This is a genomic window from Pseudazoarcus sp. NS34 (genome assembly GCF_059703725.1).
In genome coordinates this window covers 119,784-136,229 of record NZ_BAAKIZ010000002.1, presented here as the reverse complement: position 1 = coordinate 136,229, position 16,446 = coordinate 119,784, and the positions used below count along the sequence as shown (strand labels likewise).

Genomic DNA, 16,446 nt, shown 5'->3' with positions numbered 1-16,446 from the left:
ACGCCTCAGCGTGCCCGGCCCAGATACATCAGGCCTCGGCCTTGGAGGCGCGCTTGCGGTCGCTTTCTTTCAGGTAACGTTTGCGCAGGCGAATGCTCTTGGGCGTGATCTCGACGATCTCATCATCGGCGATGAACTCGATCGCGGATTCGAGCGTGAGTCCAATCGGCGGCACCAGACGCACGGCCTCGTCGGTACCCGACGCACGAACGTTGGTCAGCTGTTTGCCCTTGATCGGGTTCACCACCAGATCGTTGTCACGGCTGTGGATGCCGATGATCATGCCTTCGTACAGCGCCTCGCCGGGGCTGACGAACATACGGCCGCGGTCCTGCAGGTTCCACAGCGCGAATGCCACGGCAGCGCCGTCGTTCTGCGAGATCAGCACGCCGTTGCGGCGCTCGCTGAGCGCGCCACCCATGGGGCCGTAATCGTCGAACACGTGGCTGGCCAGACCCGTACCACGTGTCATGGTCAGGAACTCGCCCTGGAAACCGATCAGGCCGCGAGCCGGAATGCGGTACTCAAGGCGGACACGCCCCTTGCCGTCCGGCTGCATGTCCTGCAAATCGCCGCGACGACGTCCCAGCTCTTCCATCACGCTGCCCTGGTGGTCTTCCTCGACGTCCACGGTCAGCATTTCATACGGCTCAGACTTCACACCGTCGATTTCCTTGAAGACCACGCGCGGACGACCGACGGCCAACTCGAAACCTTCACGACGCATGTTTTCGAGCAGGATGGTGAGGTGCAATTCGCCACGGCCGGACACTTCGAAGACGTCCGAGTCGCTGGTGTAATTCACGCGCAGCGCCACGTTCTTGAGCAGTTCCTTCTCCAGACGCTCACGGATCTGGCGGCTGGTCACGAACTTGCCCTCACGGCCGGCCAGCGGCGAGGTGTTGACCATGAAGTTCATCGTCAGCGTCGGTTCATCGACGGCGATCGGCTTCATGCCGTCGAGCTTTTCCGGGTCGCACAGCGTGACACCGATGTTGACCTGATCGATACCGGCCACCAGCACGATGTCGCCGGCTTCGGCGAACTCGGCCGGCGAGCGCTCGAGGCCCTTGAAGGTCAGGATCTGGCTGACCTTGCCCTTGCCGCGGTTTTCTTCGCCGTACATCACGACCACTTCCTGGTTCGGACGGATGCGACCACGCTTGATGCGGCCGATACCCATCTGACCCATGTAGGTCGAATAGTCGAGCGAGCAGATCTGCAGCTGCAGCGGGCCGTCAGCATCCACCTCGGGCGCCGGAACGTGCTTGAGGACGGCCTCGAACAGCGGACGCATGTCCGTGCGCTCGTCGCCGAGCTTTTCCATCGCAAAGCCGTTCAGACCGGAAGCGAAGATCACCGGGAAGTCGAGCTGCTCTTCCGTCGCGCCAAGCTTGTCGAACAGGTCGAAAGTCTGGTCGATGACCCAATCCGGACGCGCGCCCGGACGATCGATCTTGTTGACCACGACGATCGGGTTGAGGCCCAGCGCCAGCGCCTTGCGGGTCACGAAGCGCGTCTGCGGCATCGGGCCTTCCTGCGCATCGACCAGCAGCAGCACGCTATCGACCATCGACAGCACGCGCTCCACCTCACCACCGAAGTCCGCGTGTCCCGGGGTGTCAACGATGTTGATGTGGGTTTCGCCGTACTGGATTGCGCAGTTCTTCGAGAGAATGGTGATGCCACGCTCCTTCTCGATATCGCCGGAGTCCATGACCCGTTCGGTCATTGCCTGGTGCGCGGCGAAGGTGCCGGACTGGCGGAGAAGCTGATCGACAAGGGTGGTCTTGCCGTGGTCAACGTGGGCGATGATGGCGATGTTGCGGATGGCGCGTGACATGGGAACCTGGAAGTGTCTGAAAAACCGGCGATTCTAGCATGGAGACATGAATCTTCCGTGAGTAAACTTGCTTCCCCCTCCAGACGAGGAGGGCGCAACGGCGTACATGCTAAAATCGGCGCCGTTTTTCCCTGGAGAATCGGATGCTTGCCATCATCGGCGGCAGCGGCCTGTCCCGCCTGTCATCGCTCGACGTTACACGCCGCGAGATCATGCGCACGCCATACGGCGAGCCCTCCGGCCCGCTTATCTTTGGGCGGCTGTGCGATCAGCCTGTGGTCTTCCTGGCGCGACATGGTTACGGCCACACCATCCCGCCTCACATGGTGAATTACCGCGCAAACATCTGGGCGCTGCGCGAAGCAGGTGCGTCTGGCGTGCTGTCTGTGGCTTCGGTCGGCGGCATCCGCTCAGACCTCGTGCCGGGTGCGCTGGTCGTGCCTCATCAGATTCTTGACTACACATGGGGCCGCGTCGGCACGTTCTTCGACCGGCCTGATGAGCCAGTGCATCACATTGATTTCACACACCCCTACGACGAAATCCTGCGCAAGCGCATTCTCGCAGCCGCAGAGCGGGCAGGGGAGCCCATGCTGGACGGCGCCGTGTACGCGACGACGCAAGGGCCACGCCTCGAAACCGCGGCCGAGATCGTCCGGTTCGAGCGTGACGGAGCCGATGTAGTCGGCATGACCGGCATGCCGGAAGCCGCGCTCGCCCGCGAACTCAACCTGCCGTATGCCGCCATCAACGTCGTCGCCAACTACGCCGCGGGCCTCGGCGACAGCACGAAGGGGATCGCATTCCAGCAGATCGAAGACGTTCTGCAAGACGCCATGACGCGCGTCCGATCTGTACTCGAGCACATTTGCGTCTGCTGACGTGGCCAAAGAAGGCGGCCAGATTCGAAACAGGAGGTTCACCTATGCGTCCCCTGACATTCGTCTTGTTGCTGCTTGCGGCGTCTTCCGCAAACGCTGACGTATTTCGATGCGACACCGCATCGGGAACCGTTTATCAGGGCCAACCATGCGCCCAGGCTACGCAACAACGCGAGATTGAGGAGCGCCTGACGGTCGTGCCTGGCAGCCCGATAAGACCGTCAGCCCAAGAATCTGCGACGCCGCCGCAAAGCCGAGCCGCCGTCCTCGACGCATCACAGCAATCGCAAGAGCCGAAACAGTGCCCACGGCTGCGCACTCGACTCGATAGTATCGATCGGCAAGCACGCCAACGTTCGACGGAGCGTCTAGCGGAACAACGGCGCAAGGTTTCAGCACAACTCCACGAGTTGAAGTGTTCGCTGCTCTAGGAGAGGTCGGCTCAGGGCGGAGTCGATGTACGCTTTTCCTGATCTTATAACGCGATAATTTGTATTATGTTAAGTAGAATATGGGAGGCAGACGCCGGCTAAGCGCGTCTTGCGCCACCTGGCGAATTGGTCCGCTCCGGGATGTCGAACGATCGACGTTCTCCGCGGCCCGCCGGTCACCAGCGAGGGGCGCAAAGCGCTGGCCGCTGCCGTCATCATCCGCACACGCGATCCATTATTCACGCCCGAGCTACCAAGAACCATCGCCATCACCCTGCGTGCCTCGATCCAATGGGAAGCCTGGCCGAGCTTTTGGAATCAGCCAGACAGTTCGGCAACTCGGGTTAGCGCCTCGTCGATGCGGTCGACAGCGATGACTTCGATGCCGCGCAGCTTCTGCTTCGGCGCATTGGCCTTGGGTACGACGGCCGTCGTGAAACCCAGCTTGGCGGCTTCACGCAAGCGCTCCTGACCGCGCGGCGCGGGCCGGATCTCACCTGCCAGGCCAACTTCACCAAACACTGCAAGTTCGCGCGGCAAGGCTTTGCTTTTCAACGAAGAAACGATCGACAGAAGCACAGCAAGATCAGCCGCCGGTTCGGCGATCTTGACCCCGCCAACGGCATTGACGAAGACGTCTTGATCAAAACAGACAATGCCTGCGTGCCGGTGCAGCACGGCCAACAGCATGGCCAAACGGTTCTGCTCCAACCCGACGCTGAGGCGACGCGGATTCGGGCTGTGTGCAGAATCGACGAGAGCCTGGATTTCGACCAGCAGCGGGCGCGTGCCTTCCTGCGTCACCAACACGCAACTCCCCGGAACCTGGCGCTCGTGCTGCGATAGAAAGATCGCCGACGGGTTGCTGACTTCGCGCAGGCCGCGGTCGGTCATGGCAAATACACCGAGTTCGTTGACCGCGCCAAAACGGTTCTTGATGGCGCGCACGAGGCGAAAGCTCGAATGCGTTTCGCCCTCGAAATACAGCACCGTGTCGACGATGTGTTCGAGCACGCGCGGCCCAGCCAGCGCACCGTCCTTCGTCACGTGACCAACCAGGACCAGACTAACGCCCGAGGTTTTAGCGAATCGGGTCAACTGGGCCGCGCACTCGCGCACCTGGGCAACCGATCCCGGGGCCGATTGCAAGGCCTCGGAATACATGGTCTGGATGGAGTCGATCACCGCGATACGCGGCCGCTCTGCGGCCAGCACGGCGAGAATTCGCTCAAGCTTGATCTCAGGCAGCATCCGCAGCCCGGAGGTATCGAGCTGCAGACGCTTTGCGCGCAGCGCGACCTGCTCTCCTGACTCCTCGCCGCTGACGTAGATGGCCGGATGCTCGGCGGCCAGCAAACTGAGCGCCTGCAACAACAGCGTTGATTTTCCGATCCCGGGGTCCCCGCCAATCAGAACAACGCCACCTGCAACCAGGCCGCCGCCGAGCACGCGGTCGAATTCCGCAATGCCGGTGCTGACGCGCGGTTCTTCGCGCGCCTCAAGCGCAGACAGCGGCTTGAGTTCGCCTACCGTTCCCGCCAGCGCTGCAAAACGCCCGCTCCCGCCGCCACCGCCCTGCTCCGCCACCGTTTCCGACAGCGTGTTCCAAGCTTTGCATTGCGGACACTGACCTTGCCACTGAGGTGCTTGCCCTCCGCACTCGCTGCATACGAAAACCGCGCGAGCCCGCGCCATCAGGTCTGTTCCCTCGCGATCTCAGCCGCCCGACGAGTCAGCGACTCAACCGCGTGATCAGCAAATGTGCGGATCAGGCGCGAGCAGAACTTGTCCTTGGGCATGATGACTTCCAGCGAGTTGTACAGGCGTGGCTCCAGACGGACGGCCGCGAGAGAGCCTTCGGTGAGCTCACGCTGGATCGCGGCGTTCGACGCAAACGCGTACCCCAGGCCACGCACCACCAACTGCTTTACGCTGGCCAGACTGCCCAGTTCGGCACACACCTCGAGCCGCGAAACGTCTACGCCACCGTCGGTAAAGAAGTTCTCGGTCAGTTCACGCACAGAATTGCCAGTGTCGCGGTTGATCAGCGGATAGTTGGCGAGGTCCTTGGCATGCGCGACTTTGAGTTGCGCAATCGGGTGATCCGGACGGCAGATGACCATGATCTCGTCGCGTGCCGCGGTCAGTCTCTGGATATTGGGGTCGTCCGCCGCAATCTCGACAAAACCAAGGTCGAGCTCACGCGCAGCCACCCGCTCCTCGGTCAGCAGCGAGTTGCCGACCACCACGCGCGGAATCACGCGGGGAAACTTTTGTTTGAACTCGTCGATGATGGCTGGCAGCCAGTAGCCGGCAATCGTCATGCTGGTGCCGATGTTGAGCGGGCCGGACAGCTCGTCCGTCAGCTCCGCCACGCGCAACTCCATTTCCTCGCTCAGATCGAGAATGCGTTCAGCAAAGGACTGGACGATTTCACCGGCCGGCGTCAGTGACACCTTGCCGTGGCCGCGTTCAAGCAGCCTGGTATTGAAGTGTTCTTCGAGTTGCTTGATCTGGAATGTGACCGCGGGCTGGGTCATGAACAGATGTTCGGCAGCCCGGGTAAAAGAGCCGTGTTTGGCGACAGCGGCGAATACTTGTAGTCTTCGGTCGGCCACGATTTTCCCATAAAGCACGTTTATGGGTGCATGGTAATCACAAATACAGAACCCGGCAAGCGCGCGGGCAACACGTTGGTCTTAGTCAGCATCCACCGCGGCTTCGAGCTGCTGTCGGATCGCGCACAAATCTTCCCAGACTTTTGCCTTGTCCGCCGGATTTCGCAGCAGGTATGCAGGGTGGTAGCTTACCAGAACGGGGGTGTCGGCATGCCGGAACAACCTGCCGCGTACCGCGCTGATACGCAGGTCGGCATCTCCAAGCAGCACCTGAGCAGCCGGACGGCCGAGAGCCACCAGTAGGCGTGGCTCCAGGAGCTGGATCTGCCGTTCCAGATAGGGCTTGCAGGCGGCCATTTCGTCCGCTTCGGGCGTGCGGTTGCGCGGCGGACGACATTTTACGGTGTTGGCGATGTACACGCCGGCCTCGCGCGACAGCCCGATGGCAGCCAGCATTGCGTCCAGCAGTTGTCCGGCGGCGCCGACGAACGGCAAGCCTTGGCGGTCTTCCTCGGCACCAGGTCCTTCACCTACGAACATCACCTGCGCCTCGCGGTCTCCCATCCCCGGCACCACTTGCTGACGGCCTTCGCACAGCCGGCAGGCACGGCATTGCTCAATATCGGACTCAAGTTCGTCCCAGGTGAGTTGGGCGATGCGCGAGGCGCGCGCTTCATCGACGACCACTGGTGCTGGAACTTCCGGCGGCGGCGCCGACAAATCCGGCTTTGCGGGGATGAGCGGGCGCGCCGACGCCGATCGCGAACGCTCTGGGGCCCCTTGTGGGGCCTCCGGCGCGCGGTCTTCGGGCGACGTGACTGCCCTGCTCCGCAACCGCCAGACCGGGCCGAGGCCCATTTCACGCAGTACAGAATCGCGCAGGCTGCTCACAGCGCCCTCCGCATCAGGATTGCATCCTCGCGCTCACCGCCCGCCACAGGGTAATACCGCTTACGCCGTCCGACCGGTTCGCATGCGCACGCGCGGTAAAGTGCCAGCGCTGCGGCGTTTGAGGGTCGAACCTCAAGGAACAACTGGGTTGCGCCATGGTTGCGAGCCAGTTCGAACAAGCGCTCGAGCAACACTCGTCCGAGTCCGGCGCGCTGGTGGCTGCGGATTACGCTCAGATTGAGAAGATGTGCTTCGTCCATGACCAACATCATCACCGCATACGCCACGCGCTCGCCACCCAGGCGCAATACATGCGCGAGATAGCCCGCGCCCAGCGAATCGGAAAAATTGCCGTGGGACCATGGAAACGCATGCAATTCGCGCTCATGGGTAACGACCCATTCGAGGTCAGCCTCGATCATCGGGTCGAGACTCGTGTCGCCACTCACGCCTTGCCTCCGCGCGCCATGCGTTCTGCCGTAGTCAAAGCCACCTTGTTCCGGATATACAGCGGTACTGCCTGCTCCGGTGACAAACAAGCGCCGTGCTCCGCGGCGATCGCTGCAAGTGTGGCCACTTCACGTGCCCGCGGAACCGCCCGCGGCTCGCGCCCCAACACGCCGCGAGCACCTTCCGGAAACAAGTCCGGATACGCTTGCAGTGCCGATCCGAGAACATGCCAATCCCCTGCCACCTCGAATCCGGCAGGGGCAACACAACACGGAGCAAGCGCCTCACGCACCATCGCGCCGTCGAAAACGTACGCCGCTGCATAAATTTCGCCCATCCGGGCATCCGTCAGCGCCAACACGGCCGGCTTGTCGGCCTGCAATGCGAGGGCCTGGAGCGTACAGATCGGCACAACACCGATGTCGGCGCCCATCGCCATCCCCTGGGCCACTCCGCACGCGAGCCGCAGGCCAGTGAAGGCGCCGGGACCTGCACCAAACCCGATCGCATCCAGCCCGCTAACAGCAAGCCCGGCCTCAGCGAGCAATTCACTCACCGTCGGCAACAGATGCTCCGAATGATTGGCGTGGCCTTGCAGATCACGGCTGAGCATCGCCCCGTCAATGGCTAGGGCGACCGAAGCGTGTTCGCAGGAGGTTTCGATTGCGAGAATTTTCATGGCGGTCGATTCTACCGCCATGCAGCGCCTGCTACCGCAGACGGATGCAGGATTCAGTTGCCCGAACGAAGACTGGAATACCCGCCGTCGTTGAGATCGCGCGTGACATCGCGCAGGTCCTGCAGCAGCGCACGGCGCTCTTCCAGCGACAAATGCTTGCGTTCCTCCGAACCGGAGGGCGGGCGACCATTGACCAGAGTGCGTTTGAGACTGAGACGTTGATCGGGCAGCGCATGACGCTCGAGCCCGACTGCATCCGCTTGACGCCCATTGGGTGCAGCGGAGCCGGTCTGGGACAGCGCCGGAAAGACGCCGCCCGCAGCCACTCCGAAAGAGGCGATGAAACCGGCAACGCCGACAACAAAGCGCAGGGAACGCGTGAACCGCGAACGAAGCTGACAGGACGGGCTGACAATCTGCATGATGGGGTTTACTCTCGCGTTGCGCATCACCGGGGCGCAACATACCGTGATTAGCTGGGTCGTGCAGCAACTCACCCACGACACCCACGAATGCATTGTAAGCACGCATTGCTTAATCGCCAGAGACTTACGAAGCGTTACTGCCAACAACTGCCGGGAAACCGTTGGATACCGCTACTATTGCGGCACTTCCAACCGACTGGATCGGAAAATGAACGGAAAAACTCGCTACAAGGTTCTCATCGTTGACGACGACGCACGCTTGCGCGAATTGCTTTCCCGATACCTCATGGAGCAGGGATTTACGGTGAAGGGGGTCGGCGATGCGCCCAGTATGGACCGCGCCCTGCACCGGGAACACTACGACCTGATCGTGCTTGACCTGATGCTGCCGGGCGAGGACGGACTGACCATCTGCCGGCGTCTGCGCGCCGCGGAGAACACGGTACCGATCGTCATGCTGACAGCCAAGGGTGATGAGGTCGATCGCATCATCGGACTCGAAATGGGTGCCGATGATTACCTGCCGAAGCCGTTCAACCCGCGCGAACTGGTCGCACGCGTTCACGCCGTACTGCGCCGCCAACCGACCACCCTGCCGGGAGCGCCAACCCTGGACGACGAGGTCGTGCGCTTTGGCAGCATCGTCGTGAATCTCGGTACCCGCTCGCTGACGCGGGATGGCGAAGACGTCACCCTCACCACCGGCGAGTTCTCGCTGCTCAAGGTCTTGCTGCAGCATCCGCGCCAGCCGCTGTCTCGCGACAAACTGATGGAACTCGCGCGCGGCCGCGAATATGGCGTTTTCGACCGCGCCATCGACGTCCAGATCAGCCGCCTGCGCAAGCTCGTGGAAGACGACCCCTCGAAGCCGCGTTATCTGCAGACGGTATGGGGCTTCGGTTACGTCTTTGTCCCCGAGGACAGCCGCGCCAGTGAGCCGGAAGAAGGCTGACCCCGTCTCCGCGACGGAAACGAGCCGCCCCCGCCCGGCGCAGCCCGCTGCGGGCGGAGGTTGGCTGCCCCGCTCCCTGCTGTGGCAAACCTTCCTGCTGATTACGCTGGTGCTGATCCTGTCACTGACCGTCTGGTCGGCGATCTTTCGTCATTTCCATGAACCTGCGCGCGCGCGGGACCTGGCCCAGACCGGCGCCAGCATCGTCAACCTCACCCGCACGGCACTCATCAACGCCGAAGTGTCGCGGCGCACCGAGCTGCTCATCGACCTGGCAGCACTCGAAGGCATCCGCATCTACCCGTCGGAGGACACCGACGAAATCGTGCCCTTGCCGAACACGCGCTCGATGGGCCTGCTCTCTGCCGAGATCCGTCGGCAACTGGGCGACCATACCCGCCTGGCGATGCGCTGGAAGACACTCGACGGGTTCTGGATCAGCTTTCGTCTCGACCCGGAAGACGAAGACGACTTTTGGGTGCGGCTGCCTGCAGAGCGCCTGGATTACGCTGACAATCAGGACTGGCTGGTGTGGGTCATCGTGGCTTTTTCGGTAGCCCTGCTGGGCGCCTTCCTGATCGTCTCACGCATTTCGACACCGCTGCGCAGCCTCGCTCGCGCCGCACAGATGGTCGGTAGCGGGCGCAAGCCCCCAGAGCTCGCCGAGGACGGCCCGCAGGAGATCGCCATCGTCACCCGCGCATTCAACCAGATGACCGGTGACCTTGCGCACAACGAGGCCGAACGCGCACTGATCCTCGCTGGCGTTTCACACGATCTGCGCACGCCGCTGGCACGCCTGCGGCTGGGCATCGAGATGACCGGCGCCTCCGATGAAGATCTCTCTCCGATGATTGCCGACATCGAGGAAATGGACCGCATCATCGGCCAGTTCCTCGATTTCGGACGCGGCGAACCGTCGACGCCCATGGAAACCGTCGATCTGAGCGCATTGGTCGAAAGCCTGATCGAGCCGCATCGCCAACGCGGCGTCGACGTCCGCTTCGCGTCATCCGGCAGACTGCGATCCGCGGCCCGTGTGCTTCCGCTGCGCCGTGCCATTTCCAACCTGATCGACAATGCACTGCGCTACGCCGAGAACAGCCCGATCGACGTCCGCGTCTGGCAGGACGCAAACTCGGCCTGTATCGAAGTGGCTGATCGTGGCCCCGGCATTCCTGCCCAGGAAGTCGAGCGCCTGCGTCGCCCGTTCACGCGTCTGGAGGCTGCGCGCTCCGACACCAAAGGGGCGGGATTGGGGCTGGCGATCATCGACCGGGTCATGCGCGCCCACGATGGCCATCTCGACCTGTTGCCGCGTGAGGGGGGCGGATTGCGCGCCGTGCTGGTGATGCCGCTCAAGGCCTCGGAACGACGCAAGCGCGATAAGATGCTGACCGATCCGCCTACACAGATGGTCTGAACCACCCCACCCGTCCCGGAGTTCTGCTTGAGTACACCCTACGAACGCATCGGCGGCGAGCCGGCCTTGCGTGCGCTGACCACCCGCTTCTACCGCTATATGGACACGCTGCCGGAAGCACAAAGCATTCGCACCATGCATCCGGCCGACCTGAACGAATCCACCGAGAAATTGTTCATGTTTCTGTCCGGCTGGCTTGGAGGCCCCAACCTGTTCATCGAACGTTTCGGCCACCCCGCTCTGCGCGCCCGCCACATGCCCTTCAGCATCGCCTCGCCGGATGCCGTCGCCTGGATGCTGTGCATGCGCCGAGCGCTTGCCGACACGATTGCCGACGAGACGCTGCGCAGCCAGCTCGAACAGGCCTTTTCGGGCATCGCCGATCACATGCGCAATCAGCCTGACGCCAGGCTACACAAGCCCTGATCGGTTACAATTGCCCGCTTGTACGCCGGCCCCCGAACTACAGGACAAACCAATGCTCTACGTACTCATCGGCGAAGATGTACCCGAATCGCTGTCGGCCCGCATGGCTGCCCGCCCCGCCCATCTGGCCCGCCTTGAAGCCTTGCGTGATGCGGGTCGTTTGTTCGTGGCTGGCCCGATGCCTGCCATCGACTCACCAGACCCCGGCCCGGCCGGCTTCAGCGGCAGTCTGGTGATTGCCGAATTCGCTTCGCTTGACGAAGCCGAGGCCTGGCTCGCCGCCGACCCCTACGTTGCTGCTGGCGTATTTGCCCGCACGTCGGTACGCCCCTACAAGAAAGTCCTGCCTTGAACCGCATCGACCAGATCCGCGAACGCCTCGCAAGCCTTCAACCGCTTGTGCTCGAAATCGAGGACGAAAGCCATCTGCACGCCGGGCACGCAGGCGCACGCAGCGGCGGCGGCCATTACAGGCTGCGCATGGTTTCCGATTGTTTCCAGGGCCACGGCACGCTGGCACGCCATCGTATGATCTACGCCGCGCTCGGCGACATGATGCAGGGTCCGATCCACGCTTTGGCCATCAAGGCCCTCACGGCCGATGAGGCCGATCATTCACTCACCCGTTGAAGGAACGTCGATGAAACTCATCCCCCACCGCCTCGCCGTCGCGCTCGCGGCCGCTCTCCTCTGCCAGGTCGCATTCGCGGCCGAGCCGGTGGCGACGGTGAACGGCAAGACCATTTCGGCAGCGCGCATGGACGTGATCATGAACGAGCAGCGCTCGCAGGGCGTGCCCGATACGCCGGAACTGCGCGAAGCGATCCGTGAAGAGCTGATCCGTCGTGAAGTACTGGGTCAGGCTGCGGAATCCGCCGGCGTCGACAAGAAGCCCGACGTCCAGACCCAGCTTGGTCTGGCCCGCCAGGCCATCATGGTTCGCGCCTACCTGCAGGATTACCTCGCCAAGAACCCGGTCACCGACGCAGAGATCAGCGCTGAATACGAAAAGGTCAAGCCGCAGATGAGCGGCACCGAGTACAAGCCGCGCCACATCCTGGTCGAGACCGAAGCCGAAGCGCAGAAGATCATCGACAGCCTGACCGCCGGTGAAGACTTCGCCAAGCTCGCCAAGGCCTCAAAGGACCCGGGTTCGCGCGACAAAGGTGGTGAGCTGGGCTGGAGCGCTGCCAACCAGTACGTCAAACCTTTTGGCGATGCGCTTTCTGCACTCAAGAAAGGCCAGTTCACCAAGACGCCCGTCAAGAGCGATTTCGGCTATCACGTGATCAAGCTCGACGATCTGCGCGACGTCGCCCCGCCGTCGCTGGCAGAGCTGAAGCCGCAGATTCGCGAATTCCTTGAGCAAAAGCGCGTGGACGATCACATGCAGGCGCTGCGCGAGAAGGCCTCCGTCAAGTAAGTCGGCGGGTGACGCATATGAACGGCGCTCCTCTGGAGCGCCGTTTCTGTTTCAACGCCGCAGGTAGCGCTGGTCGTCGAAGGTCCCCACCCACTCAGGGCGATAGACGACCATCATCGTCGTCACGGCGCCGCTGATCCAGGCTTCGGAGAAGGCCAGCAGCAGGAAATACGGCAGATATTCGCTGGCCAGATGCGACCACGGATAGGCTCCCGCCGCCAGCAACAGCAAGGTTGCAAACAAGCCGGTGGCCAAGATGACCAGTCCTGCTCCGGCGAACGCCATGACGAAGATGTAGACAAAGAAGTGGCCGGGCAGGAATCGCTCCACGATCGCGCGCAAGGCTTGCGCCACAAGCACCGGCACAAGGCCCATCACCACAAAATTGATTGGCCAGGCGGCCCACTCCACGGCGCCGTTGAGGGTGATGCCGGTCAGCACCAGCGCCAGCGCGAACAGTGCCAGGCGCGGGCCGAACATCAGACAGGCCGCCATCGCGCCAAGCAGGTGCAAATTCAGTCCGGGCAGCACCCCAGCCCGCAGACTCCACAACAAGGTCATGATCACCGCAAAACCGAGCAAGGCGTTCAGGCGCGGCGCCGAATGCGTCAGCGCGCGCCAGTCAACGCGCAGCCCGGCGAGCAGCAAGCTGGCGATGGCGAGCAGCGCCGCACCAAGATGCCAGGGCCAAGAGAAGAGTGCGTAGGGGAGATTCATGGTGCCGTCAGCGCGCTAGCGCCTTGATGAGCTCCGGCACCGCGTCGAACAGATCGGCCACCAGGCCGTAATCCGCTACCTGGAAAATCGCCGCGTCCGGATCCTTGTTGATCGCAACGATCACGCGGGATTCCTTCATGCCGGCCAGATGCTGGATGGCACCGGAAATGGCCACGGCGACATACAGTTCAGGCGCCACGATCTTGCCGGTTTGGCCAACCTGCCAGTCGTTGGGCACAAAGCCCGCGTCGACCGCGGCGCGCGATGCGCCGAGTGCGGCCCCGAGTTGCTCCGCCAACGGCGTCAGCATGGTCTGAAAATTCTCGGCACTGCCCAGGCCGCGCCCGCCCGAAACAACCACCCGCGCCGACCCCAGTTCGGGCCTGTCGGACGTTGTGGTTTCGCGCGAAACGAAGCGTGACAGCCCCAGATCCGGCCCGGCCTCCAGCGCTTCAACCGGAGCAAGCCCGTCGCCCGGCGTTGCCGCTTCGAAAGCAGTGCCGCGAATCGTCAGGACCTTTACGGCATCGGTGCTCTGCACGGTTTCCAGCGCGTTGCCGGCGTAGATCGGATGCACGAAACGCTCGGCCGACTCGATCGCGCAGACGTCGCTGATCTGAGCCACATCGAGCAGTGCGGCCACGCGCGGCATCAGGTTCTTGCCAAAGGTGCTGGCCGGCGCGATCAGGTGGCTGTATCCGGCAGCGTTAGCTACCACCAGCGCGGCAAAGTTCTCGGCCAGCTCATGTTCGTAGTGGGATGCATCGGCACAGCGCACGCGACTCACCCCCGCGATACGCGCGACCTCACCCGCCACCGAGGCACAGTCAGCGCCGGCCACCAGCACCTCGACATGCGGTTCAATCTGCAATGCGGCCGCTATCGTTGCAAGGCTGGCTGGGCGCAGCCTGGCGTTATCGTGTTCGGCAATGACGAGAATGGCCATCAGATCACCTTGGCGTGGTTGCGCAGACGATCGACCAGCGTAGCCACATCCGGCACGCGCTCGCCGGCACGACGCTTGGGCGGTTCGGTGACGCGCAGCACCTGCAGCCGTGGGGCTGCATCCACACCGAGTTCATCGGCTGTCGTACGTTCAAGCGGCTTTTTGCGGGCCTTCATGATGTTGGGCAAGGTCGCATAGCGCGGCTCGTTGAGCCGCAGATCGGTCGTGACCACCGCCGGTAGCTGCACCGAGATGGTCTCCAGACCGCCATCGACTTCACGCGTCACCTCGACCCGCCCGTCGGCAAGCGCCAGCTTCGACGCAAACGTGGCCTGGGCCCAGCCCATCAGCGCGGCCAGCATCTGTCCGGTCTGGTTGGCATCGTCATCGATTGCCTGCTTGCCACAAATCACCAGCCCGGGCGCTTCGCGGGCACACAGCGCAGCGAGCAGCTTGGCGACTGCCAACGGCTGCAGGGTTTGGCTGGTCTCGACCAGCACTGCCCTGTCCGCGCCAAGGGCCAGCGCGGTGCGCAGCGTCTCCTGACAGGCCTCGCTGCCACAACTGACTGCAATCACCTCGCTGGCGATACCGGCTTCGCGCAGACGCACCGCCTCTTCCACTGCGATCTCGTCGAAGGGATTCATCGACATTTTGACGCCATCGAGCTCGACGCCTGTTCCGTCGCCGCGCACGCGCACCTTGACGTTGTAATCGACCACGCGTTTGACCGGCACCATCACTTTCACTGTGCTGTCTCCCTGTTGTTCGGGGTGATTATCGCGAAACTCCTGTCGGCGCCGACAGGCCGGGAAATACGGACCGCGCATTGCGGGCGGTTTGCTCGATCAATTCTTCGGCGCTCGTTCCGCGAAGTTCGGAGATGATCGACGCAATTTTCACCAGGTTTGCGGGCTCATTCGGAATCTCCTGCGCCCACTCCGGCCGGATGTCCGGCGAGTCGGTCTCCAGCACCAACGCTTCGGCCGGCAGCGTGGCCGCAAGCTTGCGGATACGCGTTGAGCCCGAGTAGGTCGATGAGCCTCCAAAGCCGAGCTTGAAGCCCATGGAGATGAAGATATCGGCTTGCTGCCGACTCCCGTTGAAAGCGTGGGCGATGCCTCCGGGCACCTCGATGCGTCGCAGCTCCTTCAGTACGGCGTCAACGGCGCGTCGCACATGCAGGATCACCGGCAGTCCGAAACGGCGCGCGAGCTTGAGTTGTCCGACAAAAAAGCGCCGTTGCAGCTCGGGGTCGATATCGCTGACGTAGTGATCCAGCCCGATCTCCCCCACCGCGAGTACGCCGCCCGCCGCGAGCCGCCCTTCGAGGGCCTCCAGATCGTCGTCGCACGCAGAATTGACGAACAGAGGGTGGATTCCCAGCGCATGTCGCACATCGTCATGGGCGGCCGCCAAGGCTTCGACGGCGTCGAAATTTACCCGGCCGATCGCCGGCACGATGAATCCGCTCACGCCGGCAGCACGCGCGCGCTCAAGCACCGCTTCAATCCCGTTGTCGAACTCCGACGCGTCGAGATGGCAATGTGTGTCGATCAGGCCCTCGAACGCCATCGCCCTACTCCTTGCGGGCCAGAAAATCGCGGATTCGCCGGCGCGCCTCTTCGTCCTGCAGGTTGTCGGCCATGACCTCGGCCGAAAGCTGATGCGCCGCATCGATGCCCATTTCGAGCTGGCGCACGAAGAACTGCTTGCCTGCGCGCACTGCGGCGGGCGGGTGACCACAAATAGTGTTGGCCATTTCGGCCACGACCGCGTCAAGCTGTGCGGGCTCGACCACCCGGTTCACCAGGCCCAGACGCAAGGCCTCTGTGGCATCGACAAACTCGCCGCCGAACAGCATCTCGAAAGCGGCCTTACGCCCGAGGTTGCGCGACAGACCGACTGCCGGCGCCGCGCCGAACAAGCCGAGCCCGATACTCGAGGTAGCAAAGCGCGCTTCGCTCGACGCCACTGCCAGATCGCACATCGCCACGATCTGGCAGCCGCCAGCGGTAGCCAGGCCGTGCACGCGGGCAATCACGGGCTGCGGAATCTTCTGCAGCCGACGCACGAAACGGTTGAACAACCGGAAGGCCTCGCGGTGGGTCGTCGCATCACCCTCGGCCAGTTCGGCCAGATCGAAGCCGGCGCAAAAGGCCTCTCCGACGGATTCGATGACGACTACGCGAATTGAGTCGCTCGCCGCGATGAGTTCAAGCTCGCCGATCAACGCGCGCAGCATGTCGGACGACAATGCGTTGAGTGCATCCGGGCGGTTGATCAGCAGCCTCGCAAGCGGCCCATCAACACGGCAGCAGACGGTGGCAGCGACACTCAT

20 protein-coding genes are annotated in these 16,446 nt (G+C 63.1%); 8 read left to right on the top strand and 12 right to left on the bottom strand.

The window, feature by feature from the left end:
* Positions 1 to 28: 28 nt before the first annotated feature.
* Positions 29 to 1,843, bottom strand: coding sequence for a translational GTPase TypA (gene typA / locus AC6H0N_RS06985; RefSeq protein WP_497573379.1), 1,815 nt, complete (start codon positions 1,841 to 1,843; stop codon positions 29 to 31).
* A gap of 143 nt (positions 1,844 to 1,986) precedes the next feature.
* Here typA and AC6H0N_RS06980 point away from each other — a divergent pair, with 143 nt between their 5' ends.
* Together AC6H0N_RS06980 and AC6H0N_RS06975 are read left to right on the top strand one after the other, a co-directional pair.
* On the top strand, positions 1,987 to 2,724 hold the full coding sequence (locus tag AC6H0N_RS06980) for an S-methyl-5'-thioinosine phosphorylase (protein ID WP_497573378.1): 738 nt from the start codon (positions 1,987 to 1,989) through the stop codon (positions 2,722 to 2,724).
* 44 nt (positions 2,725 to 2,768) lie between these two features.
* Positions 2,769 to 3,155, top strand: coding sequence for a DUF4124 domain-containing protein (locus AC6H0N_RS06975; protein ID WP_497573377.1), 387 nt, complete (start codon positions 2,769 to 2,771; stop codon positions 3,153 to 3,155).
* A 318-nt stretch (positions 3,156 to 3,473) separates the two neighbouring features.
* Here the strand turns inward: AC6H0N_RS06975 and radA are convergent, their stop codons facing one another.
* The 6 genes from radA to AC6H0N_RS06945 all read right to left on the bottom strand — a co-directional run bounded on the left by radA (position 3,474) and on the right by AC6H0N_RS06945 (position 8,245).
* On the bottom strand, positions 3,474 to 4,850 hold the full coding sequence (gene radA / locus AC6H0N_RS06970) for a DNA repair protein RadA (protein WP_497573376.1): 1,377 nt from the start codon (positions 4,848 to 4,850) through the stop codon (positions 3,474 to 3,476).
* Complete coding sequence (locus tag AC6H0N_RS06965; protein ID WP_497573375.1) at positions 4,850 to 5,773, bottom strand: LysR family transcriptional regulator; 924 nt, start codon at positions 5,771 to 5,773, stop codon at positions 4,850 to 4,852. Before AC6H0N_RS06965 ends, radA begins: the two co-directional genes overlap by 1 nt.
* An 81-nt stretch (positions 5,774 to 5,854) precedes the next feature.
* Positions 5,855 to 6,664, bottom strand: coding sequence for a uracil-DNA glycosylase (locus AC6H0N_RS06960; RefSeq protein ID WP_497573374.1), 810 nt, complete (start codon positions 6,662 to 6,664; stop codon positions 5,855 to 5,857).
* Positions 6,661 to 7,113, bottom strand: a complete 453-nt coding sequence (gene rimI / locus AC6H0N_RS06955; RefSeq protein ID WP_497573373.1) for a ribosomal protein S18-alanine N-acetyltransferase — start codon at positions 7,111 to 7,113, stop codon at positions 6,661 to 6,663. Before rimI ends, AC6H0N_RS06960 begins: the two co-directional genes overlap by 4 nt.
* Positions 7,110 to 7,793, bottom strand: a complete 684-nt coding sequence (gene tsaB, locus AC6H0N_RS06950; RefSeq protein WP_497573372.1) for a tRNA (adenosine(37)-N6)-threonylcarbamoyltransferase complex dimerization subunit type 1 TsaB — start codon at positions 7,791 to 7,793, stop codon at positions 7,110 to 7,112. Before tsaB ends, rimI begins: the two co-directional genes overlap by 4 nt.
* Before the next feature lie 53 nt (positions 7,794 to 7,846).
* Positions 7,847 to 8,245, bottom strand: a complete 399-nt coding sequence (locus AC6H0N_RS06945; RefSeq protein ID WP_497573371.1) for a hypothetical protein — start codon at positions 8,243 to 8,245, stop codon at positions 7,847 to 7,849.
* Positions 8,246 to 8,426: 181 nt separating this feature from the next.
* Between AC6H0N_RS06945 and ompR the strand changes: the two genes are divergently transcribed.
* The 6 genes from ompR to AC6H0N_RS06915 are packed head-to-tail and all read left to right on the top strand — an operon-like array spanning position 8,427 to position 12,442.
* Positions 8,427 to 9,170, top strand: coding sequence for an osmolarity response regulator transcription factor OmpR (ompR, locus tag AC6H0N_RS06940; protein ID WP_497573370.1), 744 nt, complete (start codon positions 8,427 to 8,429; stop codon positions 9,168 to 9,170).
* Complete coding sequence (locus AC6H0N_RS06935; RefSeq protein ID WP_497573369.1) at positions 9,151 to 10,593, top strand: ATP-binding protein; 1,443 nt, start codon at positions 9,151 to 9,153, stop codon at positions 10,591 to 10,593. The genes ompR and AC6H0N_RS06935 overlap by 20 nt, the downstream gene beginning before the upstream one ends.
* 27 nt (positions 10,594 to 10,620) lie before the next feature.
* A complete protein-coding gene (locus AC6H0N_RS06930) occupies positions 10,621 to 11,019 on the top strand; it encodes a group II truncated hemoglobin (RefSeq protein ID WP_497573368.1) in 399 nt (132 codons plus the stop codon).
* A 52-nt stretch (positions 11,020 to 11,071) separates the two neighbouring features.
* Positions 11,072 to 11,371 carry a YciI family protein gene (locus tag AC6H0N_RS06925; RefSeq protein WP_497573367.1) on the top strand — a complete coding sequence of 100 codons (300 nt, stop codon included), beginning with the start codon at positions 11,072 to 11,074 and terminating at the stop codon, positions 11,369 to 11,371.
* On the top strand, positions 11,368 to 11,649 hold the full coding sequence (locus AC6H0N_RS06920) for a BolA family protein (RefSeq protein WP_497573366.1): 282 nt from the start codon (positions 11,368 to 11,370) through the stop codon (positions 11,647 to 11,649). The genes AC6H0N_RS06925 and AC6H0N_RS06920 overlap by 4 nt, the downstream gene beginning before the upstream one ends.
* A 10-nt stretch (positions 11,650 to 11,659) precedes the next feature.
* Positions 11,660 to 12,442: a peptidyl-prolyl cis-trans isomerase gene (locus tag AC6H0N_RS06915; protein WP_497573365.1), complete on the top strand. Its 783-nt coding sequence runs from the start codon at positions 11,660 to 11,662 to the stop codon at positions 12,440 to 12,442.
* A gap of 51 nt (positions 12,443 to 12,493) precedes the next feature.
* Here the strand turns inward: AC6H0N_RS06915 and AC6H0N_RS06910 are convergent, their stop codons facing one another.
* The 5 genes from AC6H0N_RS06910 to AC6H0N_RS06890 are packed head-to-tail and all read right to left on the bottom strand — an operon-like array spanning position 12,494 to position 16,446.
* Positions 12,494 to 13,159, bottom strand: coding sequence for an energy-coupling factor ABC transporter permease (locus AC6H0N_RS06910; protein WP_497573364.1), 666 nt, complete (start codon positions 13,157 to 13,159; stop codon positions 12,494 to 12,496).
* Between the two features lie 7 nt (positions 13,160 to 13,166).
* The gene (locus AC6H0N_RS06905) at positions 13,167 to 14,105 is read right to left on the bottom strand and encodes an electron transfer flavoprotein subunit alpha/FixB family protein (RefSeq protein ID WP_497573363.1); all 939 of its coding nucleotides are present in this window, start codon (positions 14,103 to 14,105) and stop codon (positions 13,167 to 13,169) included.
* Positions 14,105 to 14,854 carry an electron transfer flavoprotein subunit beta/FixA family protein gene (locus tag AC6H0N_RS06900; RefSeq protein ID WP_497573362.1) on the bottom strand — a complete coding sequence of 250 codons (750 nt, stop codon included), beginning with the start codon at positions 14,852 to 14,854 and terminating at the stop codon, positions 14,105 to 14,107. Before AC6H0N_RS06900 ends, AC6H0N_RS06905 begins: the two co-directional genes overlap by 1 nt.
* Before the next feature lie 28 nt (positions 14,855 to 14,882).
* Positions 14,883 to 15,680, bottom strand: a complete 798-nt coding sequence (locus tag AC6H0N_RS06895; RefSeq protein ID WP_497573361.1) for a TatD family hydrolase — start codon at positions 15,678 to 15,680, stop codon at positions 14,883 to 14,885.
* A 4-nt stretch (positions 15,681 to 15,684) separates the two neighbouring features.
* Positions 15,685 to 16,446: an enoyl-CoA hydratase-related protein gene (locus AC6H0N_RS06890; RefSeq protein WP_497573360.1), complete on the bottom strand. Its 762-nt coding sequence runs from the start codon at positions 16,444 to 16,446 to the stop codon at positions 15,685 to 15,687.